This window comes from Streptomyces sp. WG5 (assembly GCF_049974565.1).
GTDB lineage: Bacteria > Actinomycetota > Actinomycetes > Streptomycetales > Streptomycetaceae > Streptomyces.
Genome location: NZ_JBNGGC010000019.1, coordinates 48,510 through 61,228, shown reverse-complemented (window position 1 = coordinate 61,228; position 12,719 = coordinate 48,510). Strand labels below are relative to the sequence as shown.

The following is a 12,719-nucleotide window of genomic DNA, read 5'->3' as shown; positions in this document are numbered from 1 at the left end:
GCGCCGGTGCGGAGCCCGGCTCGGAGTCAGCCGGGCCCGGGCCGGTCCGGAGCACGGCTCAGAGCCGGGACAGCTCGTCCACCAGGTCGTCCAGTCCCAGCGACCCCTGGGAGAGGGCCGCCATGTGCCAGGCCTTCGGGTCGAACGCGTCACCGTGCCGCTTGCGGGCGTTCTCCCGGCCCAGCAGCCAGGCCCGCTCCCCGAGCTTGTAGCCGATCGCCTGGCCCGGGATCGTCAGGTACCGGGTCAGCTCGCTCTCCACGAAGTCCGCCGGACGGCTGCTGTGCGCGCCGAAGAACTCCTGCGCCAGCTCCGGCGTCCAGCGCTCGCCCGGGTGGAAGGGGGAGTCCGCCGGGATCTCCAGCTCCAGGTGCATGCCGATGTCCACGATGACCCGCGCGGCCCGCATCATCTGCGCGTCCAGGTAGCCGAGCCGCTGCTCCGCGTCGGTGAGGAAGCCCAGCTCGTCCATCAGCCGCTCCGCGTACAGCGCCCAGCCCTCGGCGTTGGCGCTGACCATGCCGACCGAGGCCTGGTAGCGGGAGAGGTCCTCCGCGACGTGCGCCCACTGGGCGAGCTGGAGGTGATGGCCCGGGACACCCTCGTGGTACCAGGTGGAGACCAGGTCGTAGACCGGGAAGCGGGTCAGGCCCATCGTCGGCAGCCAGGTGCGGCCGGGACGCGAGAAGTCCTCCGACGGGGCCGTGTAGTACGGTGCCGCCGCGCTGCCGGGCGGAGCGATCCGCGACTCCACCTTCCGCACCCGTTCGGCGAGTTCGAAGTGGGTGCCGTCCAGCGCCTCGATCGCCTGGTCCATCAGGCCCTGCAGCCAGTCTCGGACCTCGTCGACACCCTCGATGTGCGTGCCGTGCTCGTCCAGGTGCGCCAGCGCCACCCACGGGGTTTCGGCGCCCGGCAGGATCTTCTCCGCCTCCCGCTTCATCTCGGCGAGCAGGCGGTGGAACTCGGCCCAGCCGTACGCGTACGCCTCGTCCAGATCGAGGTCCGTACCGTTGTAGTAGCGCGACCAGCGGGCGTAACGCTCCCGGCCCACCGTGTTCGGGGCGCCCGCCACGGCCGGTGCGTACTCGTCACGCATCCAGTCCCGCAGCTCGACCACGGCCGCGGTCGCGCCCCGGGCCGCCTCGTCCAGCTCCGCGCGCAGCGCGTCGGGGCCGGCCGACGCGAAGTCCTCGAACCAGCCGCGGCCCTCGCCCGTGTCCGCCCACTCGCCGAGCTGGTCGACGAAGGTGGCGGTCGGGCGCGGTGCCGCGTACAGCTTGCGGTCCAACCCCAGGGCCAGGGACTCGCGGTAGCCCGCGAACGCCGCCGGCACCGCGCGCAGCCGCTCGACGATCCGGGCCCAGTCCTCCTCCGTCTGCGTCGGAGTGATGGTGAAGACCTCACGCACCGAATGCGCGGCGGTGCCCATGTTGCCGACCGAGCGCAGTCCCTCCTCGGCCTCGTGCACCGCGAGTTCGGCGGTGAGGCGCTCGCGCAGCAGCCGGGCGCAGCGCCGCTCCACGTCGCTGTCCCCGCCGGGCCGGCGCTCCGCCTCGTCCAGCAGGGTGAGCGTGGTCCGCGCCAGCTCCGCGAGGGCCTCCTGCCCGGCGGGCGAGAGGTCGGGCAGGCGGCCGGAACTCTCCGGCGCGCCGAGGAACGTACCGGTGACCGGGTCGAGGGCGATGAGTTCGTCGACGTAGGCGTCGGCGACCTCGCGGGGCAGCGGGCTCTTGGTCTCTGACATGCGGACATCCTCATACGGATTCCGGTGCCGCGTCAGCCGGGTTCGACGGGTCCGTCGCCGCGGGCGGCCGGATTTCGCTCAGGGCGTGGCGGGCGGCAGCAAGGGGCCGCACTCCCACTGCTGGAAGATCAGCCGTGTCTCGACGCGGGCCACCTCCCGCCGGGACGTGAACTCGTCCAGGACCAGCCTCTGCAGATCCGTCATGTCCGCGACCGCGACATGGACGAGGTAGTCGTCGGGGCCGGTGAGGTGGAAGACGGTACGCGACTCCGGAAGCGCCCGGATCCGTTCCACGAACGGGCCGACCAGCTCCCGCCGGTGCGGTCGCACCTGAACCGACAGCAGCGCCTGGAGCCCGCGCCCGAGCTTCGCCGAGTCGAGTTCGAGCCGATGGCCGAGGATCACCCCGGCCCGCCGCAACCGGGTCACCCGGTCCAGGCAGGTCGACGGGGCGACCCCGACCTGGGCGGCGAGATCGCGGTAGGTGGTCCGGGCGTCGTTCTGCAGCAGTCGCAGCAGATGGAGATCCACCGGATCCAGTACGACTGATTCGGCCATCGGCCGAACGTAGCACGGCCCGCGGTCCTCGGAGCCCGGTCGGTGTTCACTCTTCGGTGCATGGACTCCGCGCGCACGCACACGTCATCGTCCGACGACGCACGCACCACCGTACGCACAGGCCGGGCACTGGCCACCGAGGCCGTCCACGCCGGCCGCGACGATCTCGCCGGCCAGGGACTGCACGCTCCGCCCATCGACCTGTCCACGACCTACCCGTCGTACGACAGCCGTGGCGAGGCCGCCCGCATCGACGCGTTCGCCACCACCGGCGCCGACCCGGAGGGCCCGCCGGTCTACGGCCGCCTCGGCAACCCCACCGTCGCCCGCTTCGAGACGGCACTGGCCCGGCTGGAGGGCGCCGAGGCCGCGGTCGCCTTCGCCAGCGGCATGGCCGCGCTCACCGCCGTCCTGCTGGTCCGCGGCTCGATGGGACTCCGGCACGTCGTCGCCGTACGGCCCCTCTACGGCTGCAGCGACCACCTGCTGACCGCCGGACTGCTGGGGTCCGAGGTCACCTGGACCGATCCGGCGGGCGTCGCCGACGCGCTGCGCCCGGACACCGGCCTGGTACTCGTGGAGTCACCGGCCAACCCCACGCTGGCCGAGGTGGACCTGCGGGCCGTCGCCCACGCCTGCGGATCCGTGCCGCTGCTCGTGGACAACACGTTCGCCACGCCCGTGCTCCAGCGCCCCGCCGAACACGGAGCCCGGCTGGTGCTGCACAGCGCCACCAAGTACCTCGGCGGACACGGAGACGTGCTGGCCGGTGTGGTGGCCTGCGACGAGGAGTTCGCCGGGCGGCTGCGGCAGGTGCGCTTCGCCACCGGTGGCGTCCTGCATCCCTTGGGCGGCTATCTGCTGCTGCGCGGGCTGTCGACCCTGCCGGTGCGGGTGCGCGCCGCCTCCGCGACCGCCGCCACGCTCGTCGAGCGCCTCGCCGCCGACCCGCGGGTGGCCCGCGTCCACTATCCGCGCATCGGCGGCGCGATGGTCTCCTTCGAGGTCCACGGCGACCCGCACGACGTCATCGGCCGCGTCCGCCTGATCACCCCGGCCGTCAGCCTCGGCAGCGTCGACACGCTCATCCAGCACCCGGCGTCCATCAGCCACCGCATCGTGGCCGCCGACGACCGCCGGGACGCCGGAGTCGTCGACCGGCTGCTGCGGATGTCGGTCGGCCTGGAGGACGTCGACGACCTGTGGGCCGACCTGGACCGGGCGCTGGGGGAGCGGGTGGCCGAGGCGATCCCGCTGCGGGAGGCGCTGTCGCGGGCCGACTGACCCGCGCGACACCGCCCGTCGGCGCTCACTCCGTGCCGATCCGCTCCCCGCGTGGCAGCCGCGCCGCGGCCCGGGCCGCCGCGTCCAGGCGGGCCGTGATGACCAGGGTCCCCTCCTCGATCTGGTAGTCGAGGGGGAGACCCAGGCCGCGCATGGCGGCGACCATGCCGGTGTTGGACGCCTGCGTCACGGCGTACACGCTCGCGCAGCCCGCCTCGGCCGCCATCGTCACCAGCCGGCCGAGGAGTTCACCGCCGATGCCCCTGCGCTGCCACGCGTCCTCGACGAGCAGCGCGACCTCCGTCTCGTCCCCGTCCCACAGCAGGTGCCCCAGCCCGACGATCCGCCCCGATGCGGTCTGCACGGCGAGGGTTCGGCCGTAGCGCGGGCCGAGCAGGTGGTTGAGATACCGGTCGGCGTCACCGACCGGGCCGTGGTACCGCATCCCGAGCGTCCGCGCCGAGCACCGCTCGTGCATCGCCTTGGCCGCCGGGACGTCACGCGTGTCGGCCCGGCGGACCGTGATGTCGCTCCCCTCCGGCAGCGTCAGCGCGTCCCGGCCGCGCGGGACGCGCGGTCCGAGCCGGGCGTCCAGCTCGACCAGAGCGCGCGCCCGCGCGAACTCGGCCGGGGTGAAGGGCAGATACGGCCGCTCGACACTGATCACCCCGCCCCCCGGCGCGCGCAGCCGCAGCACGGTGTCCTCCAGCGCGCCTTCCGGCGGTACGTCGTCCGCCGCGCGCCCCCCGGCCGCCGGTACCGACCGGATGGTGCACCGGCCCAGCAACTGCCGCAGCGCCAGCGGGAGTTCCGCCGTGTCCAGTGCCGTGCGGGCCGCCAGTCCCAGGATCCGGGTCGGCGCGTCGACCAGGTCGTGGGCGTCCGCCCGCTCGGTCCAGGTGTGGGCACCGCCTGCCGCCGACACCACGCCGGCCAGCTCGGACCCCGTCAGCTCACCCGGGGCGCGGAGCAGGAACTCGTCCACCGTGCCCTCGGCCAGCGGGTGCGTCTGCAGGTTCAGGATGTCCACCCGCCGGTCGGCGAGGGCCGTGCACAGGACGGCCAACGACCCCGGTGCGTCCCGCACCGTCGTCCGCATCCGCCACAGCGCGCTGTCTGCGGTATCGGTATCGGTACCGGCATCGGTGCCGATACGGGTACCGGGTGCGGCGCCCGTCCCGGTCACGGCCTCGTCCTCGGCCAGGCTCCCGGCCGCCGCCGCGGCTGGCGGCCGGGAGCCGGTATCGTCCGCCGGCGGGGCGTGTCCGCGGCGCCGTGACCAGCGGCTGTGGAACCCGGCCGTGGTGATCAGTACGGCCACCGAGGCCAGCAGCATGACGGGCACTCCGGGGCCGTGCTCGACGAGGCGGGCCGCGGCATCCGTCACGTCAGACATGTCTCGAGTCATGCACCCACTGTGAAGGAACGGTGTTGCCTGATCACGAACGCTCTGTGACCGATGGGTAAAGAAGGCTTCCGGGGTATTTGTTGCGTTCTCTGCCCGTGTGGTGTCAGAGAGCGGCCACCTCCCCCGTCAGCGTGCTCCGCAGCCGCCTGGCCTGGGTCACCAGCCGGGACGCACCGCGCCGGTCCGCCGCCTCCGCCAGGTGCGGCAGGTCGCCCCGGGCCCCCGTCCGCTCGGCGCACTCGGCCGCCACGGTCAGCAGCTCGCCGAGTCCGAGGGCCGAGGCCGTCCGGGCGCCGGTGGCGAGATCGGCGAGCAGTACCGGCAGCGCCTCTCGGAGCACACCCCAGACAGTGGCGTGGGCCCCCGTCGCCGCCGCCGTCCGTACCGCGTCGGCGAGCCGCGCCGGCTTCACCGCGCCGCTCCTCACCAACCGGCCCAGGTCCGCGCCCAGCCGGCCGGTGTCGAGCCGGCCGCGCGCCGCCAGCACCAGCAGGGCGTCCACGGCGGAGAGCCGGTCCTCCTCGTGCCGCGCCCCGAGCCCGTACGTCAGGCACAGATGCACGGCCTCGCCTGCCGTGCCGTCCGCCTCGGCGAGGCGCGGCAGGACGGCGGCGGGGCCCCGGACGTTGTCCACGGCCACCGTGGACAGGTCCGGCAGCAGGCGCGCGGCCACCAACTCCGGTCGCTCGGGCAGCATGGCGAGCCAGTGATGCGGTATGCCGCCGTGCCAGTCGCGGCAGTACCAGGCCTCGCGCCGGGTGCTCACCGGCCGTCCCAGCTGACGCAGCCCGTCCGGGAGGCCGTCGTGCAGTTCCGGCACCTCGCCGAGCTCCAGCAGGATGCGGACGTCCGGGGTCCAGCGGGAGGTGGGCAGGCCGGTCTCCTCGGTGGTCAGCCATCGGGCCAGCCGCTCTCCCTGCGCGGTGCCCAGCGCCGACGCCCGCCGGGCCGCCGCCGAGGCCGCCGCGCGATCGGCCCGCCGCACCCGCAGCAGCGCCTGCCCGAAGTCGACGGCCGGGACGCGGCTGCCCAGGCGCCGGTAGGCGTCCAGCCGGTCCACCAGCTCGTCGGGCTCCAGCAGGCCCGTGCCCCAGGTGGGCGTGGCCAGCAGGAACGGCTGCGGATCGGTGCTCAGCCGGTACGCCGCCTCCAGCAGGCGGGCCTCGTAGGAACCGAGCAGGGCGCTGTGCACGCAGCGGTGATCCGCGCCATCGTCCGGGACGGCCCGGTGCGGCGAGGTGGGGCGCACACTCCCCTGGAGCGTGGCAAGGAGGAAGTCGAACACGCCCGCGCCGGTCCGCAGTTGGTGGTGACCCCCGGAGGAGTCGCCCCAGTGGCGGCCGTGGGTCCGCTCGTCGTCGGCCCACCAGCGGCGGGCGATCACCGGTTCGAGGGCCTCCAGCAGGGCGTCACGGTCCCGGTGGGCGTGCCGGACCAGCCCGTCCAGTGCACGCTCGAAGGCGGCCACGTCGCCGTCGGACGCCAGTAACGCGCTGACCTCCTCCGCGAGCTCGGCCGCCGACTCGGGCGCGGGCGCCAGGCGCAGCGGCTCCGGTGGGGGAGGCAGTACCTCCTCGTAGGCCAGGGGCCCGGGCGTCACCGGTGCCGCGCCCAGGGTCCGGACCGCACGGGCCCGAAGAGTGGGGGACAACTGACCGGCCGCGTCGGCGAGTTCACCGCGGACCTCGGCGGAGGTCACCTTGCCGATGTGGCGCTCGACCAGTTTCAGGGCCCGCTCCTGCACGTCGGAGTCCTCGTGCCCGAACGCCCGCGCCGCGGCCGGCAGCACCTCCCCGGCGGCGGACGCGTCCCGCGCGAGCACCTTGCCCAGCAGCACGAGCTGGGCACGCACGAGCTTCTTCTCCGGGCGGAACAGCACCGCGCCGGTCAGCTCCGCGAGCCGCCGCGGCGGCAGCCGTCCGTCCAGGGCCAGGGCGCCCATGACCGACTGGGCGTGGGCGGCCACCGCGGACACCGCGTCCGAGGCGAGCGCCGTCCAGTCGGAGGCCCTCCGGTGTTCCTCTTCCCGGGTGAGCGCCAGATCCTCGAGGAGGCGCAGGAACACGCGGAGTTCGGTGGCCGTGCCGCCGCGCAGCAGTCGCGCCACGCACGCGTCGGCCATCGTCGTCCGGTCCAGCGCGCCCTCGGCGGTCAGCTGCGCCAGGGACGTGGTCCAGCCGTCCGGCCCGCCTCCGGACAGCCGGCCCAGTAGCGCGCCGACGCCGTCGGTCCGGAAGAGCGCGGCCACGAGCTCCGCCAGGTGCGGGTCCCCCCGCAGGCGGTCGCGGAGCGTGCCGCCGCGCTGCGAGGTGACGCTGATGTGGCGCAGCCAGCCCTGGACGTAGGCCTCGGTCGTCGGCACCGGGCAGCCGGAGAGCCGCACGAGGCCGGCCATCAGCTCGTACGACACGTTGGAGGCGGGCTGTCGCAGGGCAAGGCGGTGCACCACGTCGCCCAGCCAGCCGGGGTCGCGGTCGCCCAGGACGTGCAGGAGGACCGCCGGTGACGCCTGCGACCAGCGCATGTCCACGGCCGCGAGCCAGGTGGCCACGGCTGCGGCACCGGTCTGGCAGGCGGCCCCGGCCGCGTGCAGGGCGGGATGGGCACGGCAGGCCTCCGCGCTCCAGCCGTCCGCCCTCAGCTCCGTGCGGAGAGCCTTCAACTCCGGGAAGCACAGGCGCCGCTCGGCGTCGGTCATGCCGTCGAGCAGCGAGACGACATCGGCCGTCCGCCCCGCACGCACCGCACCCATCAGCACACTTGCCGTGGCCGCCGTGGCCGCCGTGGCCGCCGTGGTCGTCGCGGTCATCGCGCACCCCCGTAGGGCCGGGCCGTCCCCTGCTCCGCCGCGGCGCCCCGCCGCACCATCCGGACCGCCAGCGCATGCTTGCAAGGCCCGCGCCCGCCCCGGTACTCGGCCCACCACCGGCAGCTGCACGACAGCACCCCCGCCTCGTCGCGCACCCGGTGCGCGTGCCCGTCCTCGGCCACGACCGTCCCGATCGCTCCCTCCAGGGTGACCGCGCCCTGGGCCACCAGGGTCCGGGCCGAGCGCAGCCGCGGGTTGTGGCGCTCCACGCGCTCCGCGTCGTACGGCAGCTCCCGGTGGAAGTAGGCCGCTTCCGCCGTGTCGTACCCGACGCGTCCCGACGTGCCGAGGCGGATGAGCGCGGCCCGTACCCGCTCCGCCGCCAGGCCCGAGGCGGCGGCCAGGTCGGCGATGTCGATGCGCGGTTCCCAGGCGAGCAGCACCGAGAGCAGTTCGGCGTCCGCCGCCGCCTCGTCGGTGGCGAGCGCGTCGAGGACACCGCCCTCGCCGGAGAAGCCGCGCGCGGCGTCGGGGGAGAGGGTGAGGGTGAGGCGCATGCCCGGCAGGGACACCTGCCAGGCGGAGGCCGTGGCAGCGGCACCGGAGGCGACCGCGGGTCCGTACAGCCGCAGGGCCGTGGCGTGGCGCAGCACCCGCTGGAGGGCGACCAGCCGCTCCGGACCGGGCAGGCAGACCGCGCCGGGCACCGCACGGGTCGTCGGCCGCAGCGTGCGCCCGGACGGCACGACCCAGCGGGGGCCGGTCGTCCCCTTCCTGCCGGCGCGGGGCAGGGAGCGCAGGAACCGGACCGCCTCACCGGCGTCCAGTTCGGCGCGCAGGTCGAAGCCTGCCGCTGTGACCTGGGCCTCGGCGAAGCCGCGCAGCCACCGGTCCGGCAGGGGGACCTTCTTCTCCACGACCGGGCCGTCCAGCGTGGTGACGGCCAGCTCCTCGGTGCCCACCCGCAGGTGGAGCGGGTCGTCCGCACCGATCCGGGACAGGGCCTCGCGCAGCGGGTCGTTGACGTCGACGTTCGTCGTGCCGTGTCCGACCTCCCCGCCGTCGAGTCCCGCCTCCAGCACGTCGAGCCGTGCGTAGACCCCGCCGCAGCCGGAGAAGGACTCGAACCGCAGCCGGTCGCCGTTGCCCGTCACCACCGGGTCCAGCGAGGCGCGCGACTGCGGCCGGTGGTACCGCGCGGCGGCGACGTCGGCCACCGTGAGAAGCGCCGCGGACGCCTTCTGGGGCGACGTCAGGAACCCGGCGAAGAACCGGGGGTGGTCCACCGCGCCGGCGGGCGTCGCCCCCTGGGAGGTCTCCAGCCCCAGGCGTCGCCCGCCCGCCGCGGATTCCAGCACGGATCGTCGTCGATACGCCACGGCCTGCAGAGATCGCGTCATGCGGAAAACCGTAGAGGCAGCTACTGACAATCGGCCCGGCCTGCCGAAACGGACCCGCAGGGCTGTCAGTTGGACCGCGCGCGGAGCACAGGGCGCGGGCCGCGCACCGGGGGATGACGCCGGTGCGCGGCACACCCGACAGGCTATACGGGAACTACTGGCCGACCCGGCCCGGCTGGAGCACCTTCGTGAACAGCACGGTGCCGTCCTGCTCGCGCAGCCGTACCGTCATCTCGGCGCTGTCGCCGTCGATGTCGACCTCGCCGAAGAACTGGTAGCCGCCCGCGGGGGAGACGTTCGACGCGGTCGGCGCCTTCACGAACACCCTTTCCGGGCCGAAGGTGCCGTCGAGCGCGCTGGCCGGGAAGGCACCCGCGTTGAGCGGCCCGGACACGAACTCCCAGAACGGCTCGAAGTCCGTGAACGCGGCCCGCGAGGGCTGGTAGTGCTGGGCCGAGGTGTGGTGCACGTCGGCCGTCATCCAGACCGTGCCGGTGATCCGACGGTGCTTGATGAAGCGCAGCAGCTCGGCGATCTGCAGCTCGCGCCCCAGCGGTGCGCCGGGGTCGCCCTGCGCGATCGCCTCGATGTTCGGCTTCCCCTCGCCGCCGTCGGGCACGACCAGGCCGAGCGGCATGTCGGCGGCCATGACCTTCCACACCGCGCGCGACCGCGACAGCTCCCGCTTGAGCCACTCGAGCTGCTCGCGTCCCAGGATGCCCTGCGGGTCCACCGTCTCCTCGCCGGGGGAGTTGGCGTTGCGGTACGTCCGCATGTCCAGGACGAACACGTCCAGCAGGGGACCCTGGCGCAGCACCCGGTGCACGCGGCCCTCCCGTGCGCCGGGGCGCAGCGTGGAGATCGGGAAGTACTCGGCGAACGCGCGCCGGGCCCGGGCGGCCAGGACGTCGACGCTCTTCTCGGTGTAGCGGCTGTCCGTGTCCGCGATCACCTGGCCCGGGTACCAGTTGTTGCGCACCTCGTGGTCGTCCCACTGGATGATGGACGGGACCTGCGCGTTGAAGCGGCGCAGGTTCTCGTCGAGCAGGTTGTAGCGGAAGTTGCCGCGGAACTCGGCGAGGGTCTCGGCGACCTTGGACTTCTCCTCGGTGGTGACGTTCCGCCAGGTGCTGCCGTCCGGCAGCTCGGCCGTCGCGGCGATGGGGCCGTCGGCGTAGATGTTGTCGCCGCTGCACAGGAAGAAGTCCGGGTCCAGGGCGCCCATGGCGTCGTAGATGCGGTAGCCGCCGAGGTCCGGGTTGATGCCCCAGCCCTGGCCCGCCAGGTCGCCGGACCACACGAAGCGCACTCCCTCACGCCGGCGGACCGGCACGGTGCGGAAGGTGCCGGGGACCGGCCGGCCGGTGCGGCGCGGGTCGTCGGGGTCGGCGAGGAGCACCCGGTAGTGGATCTGCTCGCCCGGCGGCAGGCCGCGCAGCCGGGTCGTGCCGGTGAAGTCCGTGTCCGCCCCCAGCAGCGGGCCGTGCCATCTGCGCGGGTTGCGGAACGACTCGGTCGCGGACGTCTCGACGATCATCCGGGCCGGCCGGTCGGAGCGCACCCACACCAGACCGGAGTGGGAGGTCACGTCTCCCGTCTGCACGCCCCAGCCCGCTCCCGGCCGCCCGGAACGGGCGAACGCGGGCGCCGCCCCGAGAGCGGTGGGCAGGGTCAGGGCCGCCGACGCGGCAAGGGAGCCGCGCAGCACGCTGCGGCGACCGGGCAACGGACGGTGTGACATGGATGCGCCTCCAGGAGCGGGATCCGGCCAGCGTTTCGGCCAGTGTGCAGAGCCAGACCTACTGGTGCGGCGCGGCGATCACGCAAACGCCGGGTGAACAACCGGGCGCCCGCGCGCGGGGAGCGCATCGCGCGGCCCCGTCCGTCCGCCCGTCCCGGGGCGCCGGGCGCCCGTGCGGGGAGCGCATCGTCCCTCGCCGCGTCACACGGCCCTCGCCATCATCTCCACTCCCGCCCGAATCCGCCCCGGTGACAGATGCGCGTACCCCAGCACGAGCCGCACCTCGTTCCCGGCGGCCTCGTGACCCCCCGCCTCGTGCCCGTACTCCGCCAGCGAGCGCACCGCGACCCCGGCCTCCGACGCGCGCGCGAGGAAGCGCTCCTCGGGGCCGTACCGCTCCGGGAGCGTGGCGATGGCGTGGAGTCCGGCGGCGATGCCGAAGACGCGGGAACCGGGGAAGTGCTCCGCCAGCGCGGCGACCAGCGCGTCGCGCCGCTCGCGGTAGGCGCGCTGGCAGACGCGCAGCTGGCGGTCGTAGGCGCCGCGTTCCAGGAAACGGGCGAACAGTGCCTGGTCGAGCGTGGGATGTCCGAGGTCGGTGGTGCGTTTGCGCTCCACGATGTCGTCCGCCAGCCACTCCGGTACCAGCAGCCAGCCCAGCCGCAGTCCCGGCGCGAGGGACTTGCTGACCGAACCCGTGTACGCGACGCGTTCCGGATCGAGCCCCTGGAGCGCGCCCACCGGGGCACGGTCGTAGCGGAAGTCGCCGTCGTAGTCGTCCTCCAGGACGAGACCGTCCACGGAGCGCGCCCAGTCCAGCAGTTCGGCCCGGCGCCGGGCGGAGTAGGCGATCCCGGTGGGGAACTGGTGGGCCGGCGTCGTCACGACGGCCCGTACGCCCGAGGCGCGCAGCGGGCCGACGGCGAGTCCCTCGTCGTCCAGGGGCAGCGGCACGGTGGTGACGCCCGCCGCCGCGTACAGGGCGTCGTGCTGGGGGCTGCCGGGGTCCTCGACGCCGGCGGTGCGCATCCCGCGCGCGTGCAGCACGTCGGCGATCAGCGCCGTCGCCTGCGCCACCCCGGAGACGACGACGATCCGCTCCGGGTCCGCCACCACGCCCCGGCGTCGCGCGAGCAGCTCGGCCAGCGCGGTCCGCAGCCGGGGCAGCCCGCGCGGGTCGGGATAGCCGAGGCTCTCGTGCGGCAGCTCCGTCAGCACCCCGCGCTGCGCGGCGGCCCACGCCGAGCGGGGGAAGAGCGACAGGTCCGGTGTGCCCGGCACGAAGTCGGCCCGGTCGCCCGCGGAGCGCGGGGCGAGGTCGCGCGCGCGTGGACGTGCGGCCCGTACGGCGTCGCCCACCCAGGTCCCCGCGCCCCGCCCGCTGCGCAGGTAGCCCTCGGCCGTCAGCTGCTCGTACGCCTCCGTCACGAGCCCCCGTGACACCCCCAGGTCGGCCCCGAGGTCCCGGCTCGACGGCAGGCGGGTGCCCGGCGTGAGCCGGCCGGAGCGGACGGCGTCCCGCAGGGCCGCCTGCAGGGCGCGGCCACGCGCGCGGGCCGGTGCCGAGGCGGCGGGGAGGAGCAACTCCCAGGCGGCCGTGCCGTCGACGGTGCGGCCGACGGGGCTCGGGCGGCCGTCCGGGCCGGTCGGCGCTGACGCCATGAGAACAGTCCTCCCGAGGATCATTGTCCGTTCAATCGCCCCCACTTTACGAGGGGTTGGACCCGCCGGTGCGTAAACCGGAGTGACAGACCACAGCGAGGGGGCAGGCC

8 protein-coding genes are annotated in these 12,719 nt (G+C 74.7%); 1 reads left to right on the top strand and 7 read right to left on the bottom strand.

Annotated elements, in window-relative coordinates; translation table 11 throughout:
* Positions 1–58 precede the first annotated feature (58 nt).
* Together ACP4IX_RS21375 and ACP4IX_RS21370 are read right to left on the bottom strand one after the other, a co-directional pair.
* Complete coding sequence (locus ACP4IX_RS21375; protein ID WP_426556377.1) at positions 59–1,747, bottom strand: DUF885 domain-containing protein; 1,689 nt, start codon at positions 1,745–1,747, stop codon at positions 59–61.
* 78 nt (positions 1,748–1,825) lie between these two features.
* The gene (locus ACP4IX_RS21370) at positions 1,826–2,305 is read right to left on the bottom strand and encodes an Lrp/AsnC family transcriptional regulator (RefSeq protein ID WP_426522190.1); all 480 of its coding nucleotides are present in this window, start codon (positions 2,303–2,305) and stop codon (positions 1,826–1,828) included.
* A 60-nt stretch (positions 2,306–2,365) separates the two neighbouring features.
* Between ACP4IX_RS21370 and ACP4IX_RS21365 the strand changes: the two genes are divergently transcribed.
* Complete coding sequence (locus tag ACP4IX_RS21365; RefSeq protein ID WP_426556376.1) at positions 2,366–3,589, top strand: trans-sulfuration enzyme family protein; 1,224 nt, start codon at positions 2,366–2,368, stop codon at positions 3,587–3,589.
* 25 nt (positions 3,590–3,614) lie between these two features.
* On the opposite strand, the gene ACP4IX_RS21360 is transcribed toward ACP4IX_RS21365, so the two are convergent.
* From ACP4IX_RS21360 to ACP4IX_RS21340, 5 genes are all read right to left on the bottom strand, one after another.
* Positions 3,615–4,985 carry a GNAT family N-acetyltransferase gene (locus tag ACP4IX_RS21360; protein ID WP_426522192.1) on the bottom strand — a complete coding sequence of 457 codons (1,371 nt, stop codon included), beginning with the start codon at positions 4,983–4,985 and terminating at the stop codon, positions 3,615–3,617.
* 115 nt (positions 4,986–5,100) lie between these two features.
* Entirely contained in the window at positions 5,101–7,806 is a 2,706-nt protein-coding gene (locus ACP4IX_RS21355; protein WP_426556375.1) for a DUF6493 family protein, read from the bottom strand.
* On the bottom strand, positions 7,803–9,206 hold the full coding sequence (locus ACP4IX_RS21350; protein ID WP_426556374.1) for an SWIM zinc finger family protein: 1,404 nt from the start codon (positions 9,204–9,206) through the stop codon (positions 7,803–7,805). Before ACP4IX_RS21350 ends, ACP4IX_RS21355 begins: the two co-directional genes overlap by 4 nt.
* A 154-nt stretch (positions 9,207–9,360) precedes the next feature.
* Complete coding sequence (locus ACP4IX_RS21345) at positions 9,361–10,947, bottom strand: alkaline phosphatase D family protein (protein WP_426556373.1); 1,587 nt, start codon at positions 10,945–10,947, stop codon at positions 9,361–9,363.
* A 201-nt stretch (positions 10,948–11,148) separates the two neighbouring features.
* The gene (locus tag ACP4IX_RS21340; RefSeq protein ID WP_426522196.1) at positions 11,149–12,609 is read right to left on the bottom strand and encodes a PLP-dependent aminotransferase family protein; all 1,461 of its coding nucleotides are present in this window, start codon (positions 12,607–12,609) and stop codon (positions 11,149–11,151) included.
* Positions 12,610–12,719: the final 110 nt, after the last annotated feature.

Bases quoted from the DNA above. Each gene is read 5' to 3' on its own strand.
- ACP4IX_RS21375 (WP_426556377.1), bottom strand. From the start codon at position 1,747: ATGTCAGAGACCAAGAGCCCGCTGCCCCGCGAGGTCGCCGACGCCTAC.
- ACP4IX_RS21370 (WP_426522190.1), bottom strand. From the start codon at position 2,305: ATGGCCGAATCAGTCGTACTGGATCCGGTGGATCTCCATCTGCTGCGA.
- ACP4IX_RS21365 (WP_426556376.1), top strand. From the start codon at position 2,366: ATGGACTCCGCGCGCACGCACACGTCATCGTCCGACGACGCACGCACC.
- ACP4IX_RS21360 (WP_426522192.1), bottom strand. From the start codon at position 4,985: ATGTCTGACGTGACGGATGCCGCGGCCCGCCTCGTCGAGCACGGCCCC.
- ACP4IX_RS21355 (WP_426556375.1), bottom strand. From the start codon at position 7,806: ATGACCGCGACGACCACGGCGGCCACGGCGGCCACGGCGGCCACGGCA.
- ACP4IX_RS21350 (WP_426556374.1), bottom strand. From the start codon at position 9,206: ATGACGCGATCTCTGCAGGCCGTGGCGTATCGACGACGATCCGTGCTG.
- ACP4IX_RS21345 (WP_426556373.1), bottom strand. From the start codon at position 10,947: ATGTCACACCGTCCGTTGCCCGGTCGCCGCAGCGTGCTGCGCGGCTCC.
- ACP4IX_RS21340 (WP_426522196.1), bottom strand. From the start codon at position 12,609: ATGGCGTCAGCGCCGACCGGCCCGGACGGCCGCCCGAGCCCCGTCGGC.